Below are 17,722 nucleotides of genomic sequence, written 5' to 3'. Positions count from 1 at the left end.
CGGTGTCTGGGGTCCGGCCCGCGGTATTCGGGTCCGGCCCGCGGTATTCGGGTCCGGCCCCCGGTATTCGGGTCCGGCCCCCCGGTATTCGGGTCCGGCCTCCGGGTCTTCGGCGGCCGCCCCGGGTCCTCGGGGATCCGCCCCCGGGAGAAGGGTTCGTATGCGCACCAGAACCAAGCGCGACAGGCTCGGCGACACCGCGATAGCCGCGGTCACCGTCGTGGCCCTCGGTTCCGGGGTGTGGCTGCTCGGCGGCGGCGCCGGGACGCACACGCCGCCGCAGCCCGCCGCGGCCGAGGGGCGCCCGGAACCGGGACGCGAGCGGCTCGCGGCCCCCGCCCTCGCCCCCTCCACGCCCACCCGCATCCGCATCCCGGCGATCCGCGTGAACGCCCCGCTGATGGGCCTGGCCCTGACCCGCTCCGGCAGCCTGGACGTCCCCCCGGCCCAGAACAAGAACCTCGCCGGCTGGTACGAGGCCGGCACCATACCCGGCGAGACGGGCACCGCGATCGTCGCCGGCCATGTCGACAACGCCGAGGGCCCCGCCGTCTTCTACGACCTGGGCGCACTGAAACGGGGCACCCGCATCGAGGTGGACCGCCGGGACGGCTCCGTGGCCGTGTTCACCGTGGACGCGGTGGAGGTGTACGCGGCGAACAACTTCCCCGACGAGAAGGTCTACGGCGCGGCGCCCCGCCCCGAACTCCGTGTGATCACCTGCGGCGGCGGCTACTCGAGGGCCACCGGCTACCTGGGCAACGTGGTCGTCTTCGCGCACCTGACCGGGAGCCGCGCCCCTTCGGCGCACTAGTGTGCCGTCTCGCCGCCGAGGACATGCTCCCTCCCCCACGCCCCGAGCGGCGCCAGTGCCTCGTTCAGCAGGGCGCCCCGGCGAGTCAACGCGTACTCCACCCGCGGCGGCACCTCCTCGTACTCCTCGCGGTGCACGATCCCGTCGGCCTCCAGCTCGCGCAGCTGCGCGGCGAGCACCTTCTCCGTGACGCCGGGCAGGGCCCTGCGCAACTCGCCGAAGCGGTACGGGCGTTCCTGCAGCGCCCAGAGAATGAGCCCCTTCCACTTGCCGCCGATGACGTCCATCGCCGCGTCGATTCCGCAGACGTACGCCCCGGGCCGTCGTCCGACCGGCATACCCTCCCCCTTCGTGGCCTGCATCCTTTCCTCCGGGTAACCACCCACTTCCAAGTGGGTACTTACGCCGGGCGGCTCCCCCGGCGAGCCTAGCCGTCATGACCGACATCTCACCCCTGACCCTGCTCGGCACCGGCACGATGGGCACCGCGCTCGGCCGGGCCTGGCTGGCCGCCGGGCACCCCCTGACCGTCTGGAACCGCACCCCCGAACGCACCGCCGCCCTCACCGCCGAAGGCGCGGTGGCCGCCGGGAGCGCGGCGGAGGCGGTGGCCGTGAACCGGCTCACCGTCGTCTGTCTGCTGGACGACGCCTCCGTGGGCAGCGCCCTGGCGGACGCCGACCTGACCGGCCGTGACCTGGTGAACCTCACCACCGGCACCCCCGCCGACGCCCGCGCCCGGGCCGCCTGGGCCGAGGAGCGCGGCGCGCGCCTGCTGGACGGCGGGATCATGGCCGTACCGCCGCTGATCGGCACGCCCGGCGCGTACGTCTTCTACAGCGGCCACCGGGAGCTGTTCGAGGAGACCCGGGGCACGCTCGCCGTGCCGGCCGGCACCCGGTACGTCGGTGCCGACCCCGGCCTCGCCGCGCTGCACGACGTGGCCCTGCTGAGCGCCATGTACGGCATGTTCGCCGGCATCACGCACGCCTTCGCCCTGGTGCGCGGGGCGGACGTGGCGCCGGGGGAGTTCGCGGACGTGCTCGTGCCCTGGCTGGACGCGATGGCCGGCATGGCCCACCGGACGGCCGAGCGGCTGGACAGCGGCGACCGCACGAGCGGGGTGGTCTCCCCCCTGGCCATGCAGGTCGCGGGCGCCGGAACCCTGCTGCGTACGGCGCAGGAGCAGGGGGTGAGCGCGGAGCTGCTCACCCCGTTCCTGGACCTGATGGCCCGGCGTCTCGCCGACGGTCACGGCCAGGAGGACACCGCAGGCCTGGTGGACCTGCTGCGTCGCTGAGGTCCGGTCCGCGCCTCCTCACAGCCCTCCCCCGCCCCCGCACGGACCCCTCACACCCCCCGCCCGCCCCCGCTGAGGGCAGCGTTCCTCACGGGAAACAGGCGTGATGCGGCCGGGTAACGTCGGGACCGCACGCTCAAGGGCATGACCTCGAATACGCGTGTGGTGGTGATCGGCGCCGGCCTCGCGGGCGTACGGCTCGCCCTGCGGCTCGGCGAGCTGGGCGTGCCCGCGCTGCTCGTCGGCGAGGAGGAGCACCCGCCGTACAACCGGGTGCTGCTCGCCGAGGTGCTCGCCGGACGGTACGCCCCCGAGGTGATCGCCCTGCCGCCGCCCGAGGACCTGCTGCGCGCCCGGGTCACCCGTGTCGACCGGGGTGCCCGGACCGTCGAGTGCGCCGACGGCTCCTCGATCGCATACGACACGCTGGTTCTCGCCACCGGGTCCAATCCGGTGCTGCCGCCGCTGCGCGGTCTGTTCACCCCGGATCACCAACTTCCGGAGGGCGTCCACGCGTTCCGTACGATGGACGACTGCCTGGGGCTGGCGAAGGCGGTCCGGCCGGGTGTGCGCGCGGTCGTCATCGGCGGCGGGCTGCTCGGTGTGTCCGCCGCCCGCGCGCTCGCCGTGCGCGGCGCCCAGGTGGTCCTCGCCCAGCAGGCCGAGCGGCTCATGGAACGCCAGCTGGACCCGGACGCCTCCCGGCTGGTGCTGCGGCACCTGACCGACCTGGGCGTCGAGGTGCACACCGAGTGCCGGGTGCGGGACGTGCGCTGCGTCGCGGGCGCCGTCCGCTCGGTGGAGATGGCCGACGGTTACGCCCTCGACGCCGACCTCGTCGTCCTCGCCTGCGGGGTACGGCCGCGCACCGGACTGGCCGAACAGGCCGGTCTCGCCGTGCACCAGGGCATCCTCGTCGACGACGCACTGCGCACCTCCGACCCGCACATCCACGCCGTCGGCGACTGCGTCCAGCACGACGGCACGGTCTACGGCCTCGCGGCACCCGCCGTGGAACAGGCCGACGCCCTCGCCGAGCTGCTCGCGGGCAACCCCGGTGCCCGGTACTCCGGCACCCGTTCCCTGACCCGGCTGACCCTCACCGGCCCGGGCTCCCCGTTCGACCTGGCCGCGTTCGGCGAGACCGAGGCGCGTCCCGGCGACGACGTCGTACGGCTCGCCGACGCCACCCGCGGCACCTACCGCAAGGTCGTCGTCCGCGAGGACCGCCTGGTCGGCGGGGTCCTCGTCGGCGAACTCGGCACCGTCGGCGCGCTCGCCCGCGCCTGGGAGGGAGCAGAGCCGCTCCCCGCCGACGGCGGCCCCTTGCTCCACCTGCTCACCAATGATGGAGGCTCCTGATGACCACCGCCCTGGGGGCCACCCCCACGATCGTGCTCGTCGGCCACGGCATGGTCGGCCAGCGCTTCCTCGAAGCGCTCGCCGAGCGCGGCCTGACCGCCACGCACCGCGTGGTCGTGCTGTGCGAGGAGCCGCGTCCCGCGTACGACCGCGTCGCCCTCACCTCGTACTTCTCGGGCAGGACCGCCGAGGACCTCTCCATGACCGACATGGGGTTCATCAAGGACCACGGCATCGAGCTGTACGTCGGCGACCCGGCGGAGACGATCGACCGCGAGACGAGGACGGTCACCGCGAGGTCCGGCCAGGTCTTCGCGTACGACACCCTCGTGCTGGCCACCGGGTCCTACCCGTTCGTGCCCCCGGTCCCGAACAAGGACGCGACCGGCTGTTTCGTCTACCGGACCATCGAGGACCTCCTCGCCATCGAGGAGTACGCGAAGACGCGGGCGACGACCGGCGCCGTGGTCGGCGGCGGCCTGCTCGGCCTGGAGGCGGCCGGCGCGCTCAAGGGGCTCGGACTGGCCACGCACATCGTGGAGTTCGCGCCGCGCCTGATGCCGGTGCAGGTCGACGAGGGGGGTGGCGCGGCGCTGCTGCGGACCATCGCGGGCATGGGCCTGAGCGTGCACACGGGCGTGGGCACGCAGGAGATCGTCACGGACGCGTCCGGCGCGGTCACCGGCATGAGGCTGTCCGACGGTTCCGAACTCCCCACGGACATGGTGGTGTTCAGCGCCGGTGTCCGCCCCCGCGACCAGCTGGCCCGGGACTGCGGCCTGACGGTCGGCGAGCGCGGCGGCATCACGGTGGACGAGCAGTGCCGTACCGTCGGCGACCCTCACGTCTTCGCGATCGGCGAGTGCGCGCTGGCGGCGGACGGCCGGGTGTACGGCCTGGTGGCGCCCGGCTACGAGCAGGCGCAGACGGCCGCGGCGACGATCGCCTCCGACGAGGCCGCTTTCGTCGGCGCCGACCTGTCCACCAAGCTGAAGCTGCTCGGTGTGGACGTGGCGTCCTTCGGCGACGCGCACGGCACCACCGAGGACTGCCTGGACGTCGTCTACTCCGACTCCCGCGCCGGCCTGTACAAGAAGCTGGTCATCGGCCCGGACGGGACGCTGCTCGGCGGCATCCTGGTCGGCGACGCGGAGGCGTACGGCACCCTGCGCGCCCTGACCGGCTCGGTGCCCCCCGTCTCCCCCGAGTCGCTCGTCCTGCCCGCCGGAGCCGACTCGGGGGCCCAGCTGGGCCCGTCCGCGCTCCCGGACGAGGCGATCATCTGCTCCTGCCACAACGTCAGCAAGGGCACGATCCGGGGCGCGGTCACGGAGCACAGGTGCACCACCGTGCCCGAGGTGAAGAAGTGCACCAAGGCCGGTACGGGGTGCGGCAGTTGCGTCAAGGTGCTCGGCCGGCTCGTCAACGCCGAGCTGGAGGCGTCCGGCGTCGAGGTCGACAAGGGCCTGTGCGGCTGCTTCCCCCAGACCCGCGCGGAGCTCTACGAGATCGTCCTCGCGCTGCGCATCACGTCGTACCAGGAGCTGCTGGACCGCTACGGCCGCGAGGGCGCCCGGGGCGGCGACGGCTGCGAGACCTGCAAGCCGGCGGTCGGCTCGATCATCGCCTCCCTCGCCCCGGCGATCGGCGCGAGCGGCTATGTCCTGGACGGCGAGCAGGCCGCCCTGCAGGACACCAACGACCACTTCCTGGCCAACCTGCAGAGGAACGGCTCGTACTCGGTCGTGCCGCGCATCCCCGGCGGCGAGATCGCGCCCGAGAAGCTGATCGTGATCGGCGAGATCGCCCGGGACTTCGGCCTCTACACGAAGATCACCGGCGGCCAGCGCATCGACATGTTCGGCGCGCGGGTCGAGCAACTGCCGCTGATCTGGGCCCGGTTGGTGGACGCCGGCTTCGAGTCGGGCCACGCCTACGGCAAGGCGCTGCGCACGGTGAAGTCGTGCGTGGGCCAGACCTGGTGCCGCTACGGCGTGCAGGACTCGGTCCGGATGGCGATCGACCTGGAGCTGCGCTACCGGGGCCTGCGCTCCCCGCACAAGCTGAAGTCGGCGGTCTCCGGCTGTCAGCGCGAGTGCGCCGAGGCCCAGTCGAAGGACTTCGGGGTGATCGCCACGGTCAACGGCTGGAACCTGTACGTCGGCGGCAACGGCGGCGCCACCCCGCGCCACGCGGACCTGCTGGCCCAGGACCTCTCCGACGCGGAACTGGTCCGTCTGATCGACCGTTTCCTGATGTTCTACATCCGCACCGCCGACCGCCTGGAGCGCACGAGCGTGTGGCTGGAGCGGATCCCGGGCGGCCTGGACCACGTACGGGACGTGGTGGTGCACGACTCGCTCGGCATCTGCGACGAGTTGGAGCAGCTGATGCGGGCGCATGTCTCCCACTACCGCGACGAGTGGGCGGAGACCATCAACGACCCCGAGAGGCTCGCCCGGTTCGTGTCCTTCGTGAACGCCCCGGACACCCCGGACCCGGTCGTCGCCTTCGTCCCCGAGCGCGACCAGATCAAGCCCGACCTGCCGCTGCTGAGCATCGGCCTGCGGCCCGCCGACGACGTCCTGGAAGGAAGCGCCCGATGACCCTGGCTGTCGAGACCACCGACCTGAAGGTCCAGCTCCGGCTCACCGACGACGACTGGTTCACGGCCTGCGACCTGAGCGCGCTCACCCCGGGCCGCGGGGTGGCCGCCCTGCTGCCGGACGGCCGCCAGGTGGCCCTCTTCCGGGACCGCGCCGGCCGCCTGTACGCCGTCGACAACCGCGACCCCTTCACCGGCGCGGCCGTCCTCGCCCGCGGCCTGACCGGCACCCACCAGAGCCGCCCCTTCGTCGCCTCGCCCCTGCTGAAGCAGCGGTTCGACCTGGTCAGCGGGGAGTGCCTGGACGACGGGGAGGTGCGGGTGGCCGCGTACGAGGTGCGGGCGGCCTAGCCCCCGCCCCGGTTTGTTTGACCGATCGTTACAGAAAGCCTAGGCTGCGGTACGTGGCCAGGACCAAGGAGTTCGATCCGGACGCCGCGCTGCAGTCGGCCCTGGAGCTGTTCTGGCGGCGCGGCTACGAGGCGACGTCGATGGCCGACCTGGTCGAGCACCTCGGCATCGGCAGGGCGAGTCTGTACGCGACCTTCGGGAACAAGCACGAGCTGTACCTGAAGGCGCTGGAGCGCTACGAGGAGTCGGGGCTCACCCGGATCGTGCGGGAGCTGTCCCAGGCGGGCCCCGCCCTGCCGGCCGTACGCGCGGTCGTACGCCGGTACGCGGCGGAGGCGGCCGACGAGCGGCTGCGGCTGCACGGCTGCCTGATCACCAACACGGCCGCCGAGCTGGCCCCGCGCGACCCGGCGGCCGCCCGGCGCGTCGAGCGCAACTGGGACCACCTGGAGACACTGCTGCATTCCGCGCTGGTCCGCGCCCAGAACCAGGGCGAACTGCCGGCCGACCGCGATCCGCTCGCCCTGGCCCGCACGCTGCTGGTGCTGATGCAGGGCCTGCGGGTCGTCGGCAAGGCGTCGGCGGACCCCGCCCGGGTCCGGGACGCGGCGGAGCAGGCGCTGGCGCTGCTCGATTGACGAACGCCCTCCGCCCGAGGGCGTTTTTTCACACCCCCATACTGAACCGATCGTTCTAAATAAAGGAGATCACCATGGCTCGCTTCACCAGCCGGACGGCACTGGTCACCGGCGCCGGATCCGGCATCGGCCGGACCGTCGCCCTCGCCTTCGCCGCCGAAGGGGCCCAGGTGGTCGTCGCCGGCCGGCGGCCCGAGCCCTTGACGGAGACCGTCCGGCTGATCGAGGAACAGGGCGGCAAGGCCCTCGCGGTGAGCGCCGACGTCGCCCACGCGGAGGCCGCGGAGACCTTGGTCCGCGCCGCGGTCGAGAACTTCGGCTCGCTCGACGTGGCGGTCAACAACGCGGGCGTCTTCCGCGGCGGCCGGCCGATCACGGGCCTCCCGGAGGAGGACTGGCACACCCAGCTCGCGACCAACGTCACCGGCGTCTTCCTGGCCCTCCAGGCGCAGATCCGCCGGATGCGCACCCAGCCGGGGGGCGGCGCGATCGTGAACATCTCCTCCACCTTCGGCTTGCACACCGCCTCCCCCGGGGCCGCCGCCTACGCCGCGACCAAGGCCGCCGTGACCGCGCTCAGCCGGGGCGCCGCGCTGGACCACATCCGCGACGGCGTCCGGATCAACGTCGTCAGCCCCGGTGCCACCGAGACCTCCATGTCCCTGCGTTCCGGCGAGAGCGAGGCGGACCGGGCCGAGCGCGCGCGGGCCGCCCTCCCGCTCGGCCGCATCGCCACCACCCGGGAGATCGCCGCCGCCGTCCTCTACCTGGCCTCGGACGACGCGGCCTCCGTCGTCGGCACCGATCTGGTGGTGGACAGCGGCGCAACACTGTGAACCGTCGGGGGTCAGTCGATCCCCGAACGCTCCACCCCCGCCACGATCCACCGCTGGAAGCACAGGAACACCAGCAGCAGCGGCAGGATCGACACGACGGCCGCGGCGAACAGTTCGTGCAGCCGGATCACCTGGGACGTGGTGAACGACGACAGCGCCACCTGCACCGTCCAGGCACTCTGGTCCTGCCCGATGACCAGCGGCCACAGGAAGGAGTTCCAGGCGCCGAGGAACACGATGGTCCCGACGGCGGCGAACACCGGCCGCGCGTTCGGCACCACCACCAGCCAGTACGTGCGCCAGTACCCGAGCCCGTCGACCTGCGCCGCGTCCTCCAACTCCCGGGGGAAGCCGAGGAAGTACTGCCGGAACACGAAGCAGGCGAACGCCGAGAACAGCGTCGGGACGACCAGCCCCCGATAGGTGGAGATCCAGCCCAGCGACGACACCAGCACGAAGCTGGGTACGAAGGTGACGGCGGCCGGGACCATGAGCGTGCCGAGGATGCCGTAGAAGACCTTGTTCGCGTGCCGGTAGGGGATGCGGGCGAGGCCGTAACCGGCGAGGGAGGCCAGGAGCAGGGTGCCCAGGGTGGTCGCGACGGCGATCAGCGCGGAGTTCAGCAGCGAGCGGGCGAACGGGACGGACGGGTCCTCGAACAGCTCCCGGACGTTCCCCCACCTCAACTCGCCCGGGAAGAAGGCCCATTCGGGCGAGGTGATGTCCTGCTCGCTGGACAGGCCGTTGCGCACCAGCAGATAGAAGGGGATCAGGAACAGCAGGGCGAGCGCGATCAGCAGGACCAGCCTGAGTGCCCGTCCCACCCGTACCAGGGCGTCATCCATCGGCGTCCGTCCTCCCCAGCCGCAGCCACCGCGCCTGCCCCACCGTGACGACCGCGATGATCAGCGCGAGGATCACCGCGCCCGCGCTGCCCAGCCCGAGGTTCTGCCCCTGCCCGAGGGCGGTGTAGTAGAGGTAGACCAGCGGCGGCCGGGCGTAGGGCGGATACCCCCGCGCGTCCGAGAGCAGGTTGTAGAACTCGTCGAAGGCCTGGAAGGCGTTGACGACGAGAAGCAGCACCACCGCGACCGAGGTGGCCCGCAGCTGCGGCAGGGTGATGTGCCGCAGCACCGTCCAGCCCGGCCGGGCCCCGTCGACGGCGGCCGCCTCGTACAGCACCGGGTCGATCCGCTGCAGCCCGGCCAGGAACAGGATCATGTAGAACCCGGCCTGCAGCCACAGCCGTACGGTCACGATGACCAGCCAGTACCAGGGCGGATCGGTGCCGGCCAGCCAGGCGACGGGATCCTGGCCGACCCAGCCGAGGACGGTGTTGGCGAGCCCGAACCGCACCCCGTTGAAGAGCGACATCTTCCACACCAGTGCGGCGACGACGTAACTGCACGCGGCCGGAAGGAAGAAGACCGACCGGAAGAACGCGCGAGCGTGTTCCAGGCGGTTGACCATCAGGGCGAGGGCGAGGGAAAGGAGGTACGTGACCGGCACGATGAAGGCGGTGAAGAGGAGAAAGGTCCGCAGGCTGGCGACGAACGCGTTGTCCTTCAGCATCGCGGTGTAGTTGTCCAGCCCGACGAAGTGCGTGGGCGTGACGGTGTTGTGCGCGTCGAAGAAGCTCAGGCCCACGCTCCACAGCAGCGGAACGCAGGTGAACAGCGCGAGCCCGAGCGCGAACGGCCCGACGAACACCCAGAACCAGAGGGTCCTGCGGCGCCTCACGACGTCTTCTTCACGTTCTTCACGCGGTCGAGTTCTGCGGCCACCTTCCGTACGACGGCCCGCAGTTCACCCTCCGGACTCGACCCGCTGCCGATGATCCGGCTGAGCGCGTCCTGGTAGGCGGTCTGGGCGGCCGGGGTCCACAGCAGCGGCTGGGCGCAGCCGTGGTCGGTGGTGAAACGCACGGCCTCGGCGGCGGCCCCCGACCGCAACCGGGTGGCCCTCCTGGCGAGGGAGATCCGGGCCGGGATGTGAAAGCCGTACGACAGCGCGAAGTCCTCCTGGAAGTCGGTGCGTTGCACCCACAGCCACCGCACGAACTCCTTGGCGGCCTCCTTGTGCTTGCTGCGCGCGCTGACGGCGGCACCGTAGGCCCCGACGGGTACGGCGGGCCTGCCCTGGCCGCCGTCCTTGGGAAAGGGAAGGACTCCGAAGTCGTCCCCCAGCTCCTTCTGGATCTGCGGCAGCGCCCACAGCCCGGACCACTGCATCGCGGTCAGCCCCTGGGTGAAGGCGGACGGGTCGGACCAGTCGGCGGGCGCGCCGAGGAGGAGGGACTTGTCGGCGTACAGCCGGTGGAGCTTGCCGAGGGTGCGGGCGGCGGCGGGGTCGTCGAAGCCGACCTTGCCGTCCTCGGTGACGAGCTGCAGCCCGGCGGCATACAGGGGCGTACCGCCGAGCACACCGGCTCCCCCGTCGTTCCCCAGGAACAGCCCCTTGACCTTGCTGCCGGTGAGCCTGCGGGCCGCGTCCACGAGGGCGTCGAGCGTGTCCGGCGGCTCGACGCCGGCGTCCCTCAGCAGGCTCTTCCGGTAGTAGAGCATCTGCATGTCGATGACCTGCGGAACGCCCCAGACCCGGCCGTCGTACGTCTTGGGCGCGAGCACGGCCGGATCGAAATCGTCCCTGACATCCTTGACGAGCTCGGTGAGGTCGACGACCTGACCGCCCTGGATCTGGTCCAGCGTCGGCCCGTTGACCTCGAAGACGTCCGGCCCGGAGTCGGTGAGCAGGGCGGCGGCGGTCTGCTGGTCGTAGTTCCCCGGCCGCCACTGCACGCTGACGCGCGCCTTGCGGTAGGCGCCGGCATACCGCTCCACGGCCTGCTCGGTACCGGGCTCACCGTACTGGTGGTACCACTGCGACAGCTCCGTCCCCTTGCCGTCCCCGCCCCCGCGCCCGGTGTTGGACCCGCAGCCGGCGAGCAACCCGGCCCCTGCCGCCGTCCCGGCTCCCGCGGCCAGCACTCCCCTACGGCTCATCGTCATCGTCGGTGCCCCCTGACGTCGGTTCTCTTCGTCATCGATGCACGGCCCAACGATCAACCATGCGGGTCGATTACGAAAGGCGGGTTGCGGCCGTATGTCACGGTCGGCGGACTTCGCGGGACAACGGCGGCGATCCACAACTTTTCCGGCCCGCAGCGCATCCAACAAAGTGACCTTCATCCACCCATCCACCCCTTCACCCGATGGAGGCGGATGCACCATGTCCCGGTATCCGTATCCGTATCCGCACACGTATCCTCCGAGAATCCTCCGGACGCTCCCCAGGCGCGGCGCGGCCGCCGCGCTGACCGCCGCTCTCCTGGGCCTCACCGCCGCGGGAGCCGCGTGGAGCGCGACCCCGTCGGCGGCACGGGCCTCGACCACGGTCCGGACCTGCGCCGTGAGCGACCTGTACCTCTCCATGGGCCGCAAGGAAGGCGCGGCGGGTTCGCTGTACTGGTCGATCCGCTTCACCAACACCAACACGACCAGTTGTGCCCTGCGCGGCTACCCGGGCGTCAGCGTCCTGGACACCGCCCACCACCAGACAGGTCCGGCCGCCACCCGCAGCGGCCGCTCGTACGGCACGGTCACCCTCGCCCCCGCCCATTCGGCCTCGGCGGTCGTCCGCACCACCAACGGCCCGATCGGCGGCCCCTGCCTGCGCACCGGCACCTACCTGCGCGTCTACCCCCCGGCCTCCCGCACGGCGACCCTGGTCCCGGCGCCCTGGACGATCTGCTCCGACGTCTTCCAGGTCGGGCCGGTGAACGTACAGGGCGCGTTCTGAGAGGGGGCAGAAGCACCGAAGGGGCGGCACCCACACCGGGTACCGCCCCACCGTCGCTGTGCCTTCCCTAGTCCCGCCGAATCAACTCCGGATCGATCCGCCGGCCGACGAGGGGGAGGGAGCCGAGGGCGGCGACGACAACGGCCCCTGACGCACAGGCGAGCAGCAGTGGCACGCCCTTCCCGTCCCAGAAGATCGCACCGCCTCCAGTGACGAGGTAACTGGACTCGGCGGCCTTCCCGGTGACGACGGCCAACACCAGCCCCACGGCCAACGGCACCACGACCTGCGCGACCTGCGCGGCTCGCAGGGTGCGGGGACGCGCACCGAGCAAGGCCAGTGCCGTGACCTGTGCCCTCCGTTCCATGGCCCGGTCCGTGGCCGCGACCATGTAGGCGGCCACACCGATGGTCAGGCCGAGCACCATGCCGATGGCAAGCAGGGTTTTGACGACGGCGATCTGCTGGAGGGCGGTGACGTTGATGCCGTAGGGGTCGACGGCGATCGTGGGATCGACGCCGCCGATCCCGTCCAGCACGTCGCGCACGGTCGCGGGGTCGGAGTCACTGACCAGAACCAGGGTGGCGCTGTCGGGACGGTAACCGGCGGGGACGAAGGACGGTGGTACGAGGACGTCCGCGTCCATCGCCTGAATGTCGCTCCAGTCGCGGTACCGAAGGATGTCATGCGGCACTTTCAGTCGCTTAAAGCGGCGCTGTCCGTCCTTCCAGAAGCGAAATGGGAAGGTCGCACCCGGCTTGACGTCGTCGTGACGATATCCGTTGGCGGCGTCGAGCAGCCGGACGGGGTGTCCGTCGACACACCCGTCCACTTTCGGCACCGACGCTCGCAGCTGGCCGCATGTGGCGATCACCGCGTCGAGAGTGGGTTGATAGGAGTCGACCCGGAGATCCGTCCACGAATGCACTCGGACGCCATGCCCCCGAACGCCTCTGATGCTCTCCAAGGCGCGCTGTTGTTCAGCCGTCACGCCGTCGAGTCCGACGCCGTAGATCTGTACCGGCGAGTTGTGCTTGGAAATCTGGTCGAGTTCGATCAGTACGCCCTGGACGAGCGAGGCCGCGTACACCAAAAGGACGAGGCCCGTCGCCACGCGGAGGGCACCACCCGGTTCCGCCTCATTGCGACGCATGGCCAGGCCCAAGGACAGCGAGTCGCTCGAATGGGCCATCCTGCGGGCAAGGACCTGTGAGAGGAGGGGAAGCGTCAGGGCGAGACCGGCACCGACCAGTACGACGGCGAGTGGCATGAGGACGGCGGACATTCGGGTGTCCCGCGGCGCATGGCCCGTCGCACCCACCACGCAGTACCCGGCGACGATACCCAACCCGGGAACGAGGGGGAGCAGCCCCCACTTGGCGGGCGGTTTCTGTACGGCACTGCGCCGCACGGCCAGGGGGTTCAATGCCGCCTTCCGAGCACTCGCCCGACCCACGAACCATGCGAGGGCGGGGCAGCCGAGCAGGCAGACAAGGATCGTCGAGAGGCTCGGAGTGCCGTCACTCGGATACCACTTGAAGCCGGGGAGGCCCGCACGGCTGATCATTTGATTGACCAGCTCGTAGATACCGAGGCCGAGCACGGCACCGAACAATGCGGCAGCAACCGTCTCGGCCGCATTCACCCGCTGAACAGCCTTCGTACTCAAGCCGAGAAGTCGTAGTGCGGCCAACCGCCGTACTCGGACGGCCGCAGAGAGTCTGGCGCACACCGAGAGGAAGACCCCCAGTGGCAGCAACACGACGCCGGCGAGGGTGAACCGCACGATGTCGAGGGTCGAGCTCTCCACTGTCCGGCTCGGCGGGTAGGGCGTGCCGAAGAGGGTTACGACGTCGGCGTCCTTGAGCCTGTCCGGGGAGACGCCGATGTACGCGTACAACTCATCGGGATGTGCGAGTCCTTGGGCTCCGATGAGTCCCCGCTCCCGCCCTGGGAGGAGTTGGGCGAGCCCTGGCTCCCCACGGAGCACCTCGTGCAATCGCGGAGACAGGAAGATCTCGCCCTGGCGCGGGAGGGCCGCCAGCCCCGGTGGCGGTGCGATGTGTTTGGTACCGGCTGCCATGAAGACGCGGGTCATGGGCCGGGAACCGAGCGGGTCCGTCATGGTCAGTTCCCGTGGGGCCCCCTTGGCTCCTGTGCAGTGCCCCTGTGAGTCCCTGGCACAGGTCGGCTGGCGCGCTGCCATGCGGGCGTCCTGGGCAGCCAGGATCCCCGGGATGGTCAGGACCACAGCGAGGCAGCCCACACCGATCGCGCTGCCCAGGGTCATGAGGAGGAACCTCACCCGGCTTCCTCGCCCGCTGCCCAGGAGCAGGCGCAGCCCCAGGAGCAAGTCCCTCATGTCGCCTCCCGGGCCAGGGTGCTGAGAGAACCGTCGCGCATCGTGTAGTGGGTGTCAGCTCGGGCTGCCACCTGCTGGTCGTGCGTGACGAGCACCACCGCCGTTCCCTGGGACCGTGCGAGTGTCAGGAACTCCTCGAGTACAGCGGTGGCGTTGGCACTGTCGAGGGATCCTGTGGGCTCATCGGCGAACACCACGGCCGGCTGGTGCACCAACGCGCGAGCCACGGCGATGCGCTGGTTCTGCCCTCCGGACACCTGAGAGGGCCGGCGTCGCCGCAGATCGGCGAGGCCGAGCCGACCGAGTACCTCGCCCGCGGCGGCGAGCGCCGGGGCCTTGCGTTTTCCAGCTAGGCGAAGAGGCAGCGCTGTGTTCTCCTCGATGGTCAGCTCGGGGAGGAGTTCGCCGTACTGGAAAACAAATCCGAACTGCTCACGGCGGAGGGCGCTGAGTTCCTCGTCGGGCAGCTCAGCGAGCACGCGCCCCTCGAATCGGACCTCGCCACAGGCGACGGGCAGCACTCCGGCCAGGCAGTACAACAGCGACGACTTGCCCGAGCCGCTCTGCCCTGTGATCGCCGCCACCTCGCCGCGACGCAGGGAGATCTCCGCGTTCCGTACCGCGGGGGTGTCACCGTAGAAGAGGCCGACACCCGCGGCGGACAGGACTACTGACGTATTGATGGCTTCCCCTTAAGGAGAGTGCGAGCCCGGATCCTGCGATCCGGGCTCCGCATGTCGGTCAGTCCTAGTGGTTGGCGAAGTGCTGCCCGGGAGAGCAGTTGTCGGGACGGAGACTTCCGCGGTCGCGACACGCACGCATGTACGCGTTAATGGTGTAGCGCTCAGCACCGTCCCAGTTCGAGTGGTGCATCCACACCGACTGCCTCTGCTTGCCGTCGTACCGGGCCCAGTCGTGCCCCTCGACGCGGACCTGCATGTAGACGTTGTGGCCGTCACCGCCATTCGCATCGCGGAGCTTGCCGGCCCACTCGAAGGCACCGTGGTTCACTCCCGCGGGGTTGAACTTGTACTGGCCCTCCGCGAACTCCACGCCTCCTGACGTGAGCACAGGAATGGACGCCGACCAGGCTGCGGCCGCCGTCCCCGCCGCCGTGAGGATCAGACCGGCCGCCGCCAAGCCCACCATCGCCTTCTTCACTTGGTACCTCCGTCATCACCGGCAGCTCCGACAGCTACCGCGAGATCACGCACTGTAACCCCACGAAAGCGCAAAGAAACGATCTGCCCGGTCCCTCACCACCGCATCAGGTGATCCGCAATCAGACATCGGCCGAAAGTCGACGGTCTGTCCCGCCATAACTCAACTCACCTAATGGGCATCCCAGTTCACCAAGTGTGCTGAGTCGTCAATTCGGCGGTAGCTGCAGAGTGGGTGGGCCGAGTCCGCAGCCTGCGCCCTTGGAACTGACCGCCGAGGAACAGCGGGTGCTGCGCGGATGGGTACGCCGTCGCAGGACGGCGCAGATTCTCCCCGTGCGCTCGCGGACCAACCTGGCCTGCGCCCAGGGCGGGACGATCACCGCGGTCGCTGCAGAGTCGAGCGTCTCGCGGGACATGGTCGCCAAGTGGCGCCGCCGCTTCCTGGAACACCGGCTGGAGGGGCTGGTCGACGAGCCGCGTCCAGGCCGGCCGCGCACTGTCGGCGACGGCCAGGCCGAGGAAGTCGTGGTCAGGACGCTGGAGCCGGCACCGCCGAAGGGAGACACCCACTGGTCGACGTGGTCGACGGCGACCGGGATGTCACAGACAACGGTCTCGCGTATCTGGCGGGCCTTCGGGCTCAAGCCGCATCAGGTGGAGACCTGGAAGCTGTCGACCGACCCGCAGATCATCGACAAGATCCGCGACATCGTCGGGCTCTACCTCGACCCGCCCGAGCGGGCGCTGGTGTTGCGCGTGGACGAAAAGGGCCAGATGCAGGCCATCGACCGCACCGTGCCGATCCTGCCGGTACTGCCCGCCACCCCAGCCAGGATGAGCCACGACTGCGTGCGGCACGGCACCACCAGCCTGTTCGACGCGCTGGAGCTGTCCAGCAGCGCGGTGACGGCCGAGCACCACCGGGGCCACTGCCACCAGGACCTACGCGACCCACAAGACCCCGGCCGTGCACAAGTGGCCGCTGCGGCACCCGCGCTTCCACCTGCGCTTCACCCCGCCCAGCGCGTCCTGGCTCAACCTCGTCGAGCGATGGTTCGCCGAGCTGACCAACCGCAAGCTCCGCCGTTCCGCCATCGCAGCGTCGCCGCGCTGGAGAAGGACGTCCGCTCCTGGGTCAAGGAACGGCAAGCGGAACCAAAGCCCTTCGTGTGGACCAGAACCGCCAACGAGATCCTCAAGAGCCTCGCCTCATGCTGCCGACGGATGAACGACTCAGCACACCAGGGCTTGTCCGGCGCGACCAGAATGGTCCCAGGACGATACCCAGTGCGAGCAGCTCTGCGGCGACGAGGGCTGTGACGTCGGCCCAGTTGCAGGGCAGGGTCGTGACGACCGGAAAGGCCACCAGCAAGGCAACACCCTGCAGGACGGTGGAAATCTCCGCCAGCTCCTTCACCGCCGCGCCTCTCCACTTGCGCAACGCCGCGATTCCCCAGAGCAGAGGGAAGAGCAGGCAGGCGATCGCAGCAACGGCGAAAAAAGGCAAGGCGATCACGTTCCCCATGTTGCCGCCGCCGGGTGAATCGTCACCGGGGTCGATCACCGGGTGGTCCACGTACCAGTTCGCGAGAAGTGTGGCCTGCACGAACACGGCAGGGAACGCAGCTGAGGCCAGAGCGGCTGCGCCATACCAGCGCCAGGATCGGGGCGCCGCCCCGCCAGTCGCTGCCACCGATACTCCTTGCCCGTCGAACCTGCCACAGCCGCGCCGACCACTCGGCCTGGTCTGCGCATCCGCCACGCCGGGGGTTGCGCCGATCAGCGCAGCGAGAGTCTAGGCGGCCAACGGGGCACGTGCCTGCTGCTGGCATGCCCTCTGCTCAGAGCCCGTCGGTCTCGGGCCAGCACCAGGATTCCTCGTCCTCCACCGCGAGATGGCCCGGGATGCCGTGCTCAAGTCTCCCGTCGAGCCACATGCTCATCCAGTCACGCAGGGTCAGATCGCACTTGTGCCGGTCTCCCTGGTCCCACCACCACATCTGCCCCTCCGGGTGACGGCAGTCGAGCATGGACCACATGGCACAGCCGTGGTTGCAGACCAACAGCACCCCGTGAGGCGGAGAAGGCGGCGCTTGCTCTTCTGCATCCGGACCCGGCTCGTCGTACTGGAGATACATCTCCAGCATGCTTGGCCCGTCGCTCGTATATCCGTCGCGAAGGCCTTCGATGCCGCCGAAGGGACCGAAGCCACCGTTGGCCACCTCCGTATAAAGGCGGCGGAGCAGAGGCGGGAGTGGATAGCCGATGATGCGCTCAGCCTCCGCCAGCGCCTCCGCCGATGCGGGCGCCGGCGTAAGCAGACGGCTGCCCAAGTCCGTTGGACGCCCCGCCCTGACGCGGGCCTTGACTGCCTCCAGCACCTCGTCATCGGTCACGCTGAACCGCTCCGGGTCTGATGGAGGCTCGATTCCCTGAGAGGATCGAGTCATGGCCCGTCCGTCCCCTTATCCTGCCGAGCTGCGTGAGCGTGCG

16 protein-coding genes and 1 pseudogene are annotated in these 17,722 nt (G+C 70.5%); 9 read left to right on the top strand and 8 right to left on the bottom strand.

The window, feature by feature from the left end; genetic code table 11:
- Window positions 1-160: 160 nt before the first annotated feature.
- The gene (locus ACWDEN_RS23820; protein ID WP_351608138.1) at window positions 161-814 is read left to right on the top strand and encodes a class F sortase; all 654 of its coding nucleotides are present in this window, start codon (window positions 161-163) and stop codon (window positions 812-814) included.
- Here the strand turns inward: ACWDEN_RS23820 and ACWDEN_RS23815 are convergent.
- Entirely contained in the window at window positions 811-1,152 is a 342-nt protein-coding gene (locus tag ACWDEN_RS23815; RefSeq protein ID WP_450860079.1) for a winged helix-turn-helix transcriptional regulator, read from the bottom strand. The two genes, ACWDEN_RS23820 and ACWDEN_RS23815, sit on opposite strands and share 4 nt — an antisense overlap.
- A gap of 98 nt (window positions 1,153-1,250) precedes the next feature.
- Between ACWDEN_RS23815 and ACWDEN_RS23810 the strand changes: the two genes are divergently transcribed.
- The 6 genes from ACWDEN_RS23810 to ACWDEN_RS23785 all read left to right on the top strand — a co-directional run bounded on the left by ACWDEN_RS23810 (window position 1,251) and on the right by ACWDEN_RS23785 (window position 7,906).
- Window positions 1,251-2,114, top strand: a complete 864-nt coding sequence (locus ACWDEN_RS23810; protein ID WP_351608132.1) for an NAD(P)-dependent oxidoreductase — start codon at window positions 1,251-1,253, stop codon at window positions 2,112-2,114.
- 144 nt (window positions 2,115-2,258) lie between these two features.
- A complete protein-coding gene (locus ACWDEN_RS23805; RefSeq protein WP_450860078.1) occupies window positions 2,259-3,476 on the top strand; it encodes an NAD(P)/FAD-dependent oxidoreductase in 1,218 nt (405 codons plus the stop codon).
- A complete protein-coding gene (gene nirB / locus ACWDEN_RS23800) occupies window positions 3,476-6,082 on the top strand; it encodes a nitrite reductase large subunit NirB (protein ID WP_450860077.1) in 2,607 nt (868 codons plus the stop codon). The genes ACWDEN_RS23805 and nirB overlap by 1 nt, the downstream gene beginning before the upstream one ends.
- Window positions 6,079-6,432, top strand: a complete 354-nt coding sequence (gene nirD / locus ACWDEN_RS23795; RefSeq protein ID WP_450860076.1) for a nitrite reductase small subunit NirD — start codon at window positions 6,079-6,081, stop codon at window positions 6,430-6,432. Before nirB ends, nirD begins: the two co-directional genes overlap by 4 nt.
- 53 nt (window positions 6,433-6,485) lie before the next feature.
- Window positions 6,486-7,070, top strand: a complete 585-nt coding sequence (locus ACWDEN_RS23790; RefSeq protein WP_351608120.1) for a TetR/AcrR family transcriptional regulator — start codon at window positions 6,486-6,488, stop codon at window positions 7,068-7,070.
- A gap of 74 nt (window positions 7,071-7,144) precedes the next feature.
- Complete coding sequence (locus ACWDEN_RS23785) at window positions 7,145-7,906, top strand: SDR family NAD(P)-dependent oxidoreductase (protein ID WP_450860075.1); 762 nt, start codon at window positions 7,145-7,147, stop codon at window positions 7,904-7,906.
- Window positions 7,907-7,917: 11 nt separating this feature from the next.
- On the opposite strand, the gene ACWDEN_RS23780 is transcribed toward ACWDEN_RS23785, so the two are convergent.
- The 3 genes from ACWDEN_RS23780 to ACWDEN_RS23770 are packed head-to-tail and all read right to left on the bottom strand — an operon-like array spanning window position 7,918 to window position 10,914.
- Complete coding sequence (locus ACWDEN_RS23780; protein ID WP_351608115.1) at window positions 7,918-8,751, bottom strand: carbohydrate ABC transporter permease; 834 nt, start codon at window positions 8,749-8,751, stop codon at window positions 7,918-7,920.
- Window positions 8,744-9,646 carry a carbohydrate ABC transporter permease gene (locus ACWDEN_RS23775; protein ID WP_450860074.1) on the bottom strand — a complete coding sequence of 301 codons (903 nt, stop codon included), beginning with the start codon at window positions 9,644-9,646 and terminating at the stop codon, window positions 8,744-8,746. The genes ACWDEN_RS23780 and ACWDEN_RS23775 overlap by 8 nt, the downstream gene beginning before the upstream one ends.
- Window positions 9,643-10,914, bottom strand: coding sequence for an ABC transporter substrate-binding protein (locus ACWDEN_RS23770; RefSeq protein WP_450860073.1), 1,272 nt, complete (start codon window positions 10,912-10,914; stop codon window positions 9,643-9,645). The genes ACWDEN_RS23775 and ACWDEN_RS23770 overlap by 4 nt, the downstream gene beginning before the upstream one ends.
- Before the next feature lie 220 nt (window positions 10,915-11,134).
- Between ACWDEN_RS23770 and ACWDEN_RS23765 the strand changes: the two genes are divergently transcribed.
- On the top strand, window positions 11,135-11,704 hold the full coding sequence (locus tag ACWDEN_RS23765) for a DUF4232 domain-containing protein (RefSeq protein WP_351608107.1): 570 nt from the start codon (window positions 11,135-11,137) through the stop codon (window positions 11,702-11,704).
- A gap of 67 nt (window positions 11,705-11,771) precedes the next feature.
- Here the strand turns inward: ACWDEN_RS23765 and ACWDEN_RS23760 are convergent, their stop codons facing one another.
- From ACWDEN_RS23760 to ACWDEN_RS23750, 3 genes are all read right to left on the bottom strand, one after another.
- Entirely contained in the window at window positions 11,772-14,066 is a 2,295-nt protein-coding gene (locus ACWDEN_RS23760; RefSeq protein WP_450860072.1) for an FtsX-like permease family protein, read from the bottom strand.
- Window positions 14,063-14,749, bottom strand: a complete 687-nt coding sequence (locus tag ACWDEN_RS23755) for an ABC transporter ATP-binding protein (protein ID WP_351608274.1) — start codon at window positions 14,747-14,749, stop codon at window positions 14,063-14,065. Before ACWDEN_RS23755 ends, ACWDEN_RS23760 begins: the two co-directional genes overlap by 4 nt.
- A gap of 64 nt (window positions 14,750-14,813) precedes the next feature.
- On the bottom strand, window positions 14,814-15,227 hold the full coding sequence (locus ACWDEN_RS23750) for a hypothetical protein (protein ID WP_351616932.1): 414 nt from the start codon (window positions 15,225-15,227) through the stop codon (window positions 14,814-14,816).
- A gap of 230 nt (window positions 15,228-15,457) precedes the next feature.
- Between ACWDEN_RS23750 and ACWDEN_RS23745 the strand changes: the two are divergent.
- A pseudogene (locus ACWDEN_RS23745) lies at window positions 15,458-16,453 on the top strand (IS630 family transposase); the annotation flags it as partial.
- A 617-nt stretch (window positions 16,454-17,070) separates the two neighbouring features.
- On the opposite strand, the gene ACWDEN_RS23740 reads toward ACWDEN_RS23745, so the two are convergent.
- Window positions 17,071-17,625 carry an SMI1/KNR4 family protein gene (locus ACWDEN_RS23740; protein ID WP_450860071.1) on the bottom strand — a complete coding sequence of 185 codons (555 nt, stop codon included), beginning with the start codon at window positions 17,623-17,625 and terminating at the stop codon, window positions 17,071-17,073.
- Window positions 17,626-17,722 lie beyond the last annotated feature (97 nt).

This window comes from Streptomyces sp. NPDC001153 (genome assembly GCF_053598315.1).
Note: the sequence above shows the minus strand (reverse complement) of the source record. Positions and strands in the feature narration are given on the sequence as shown.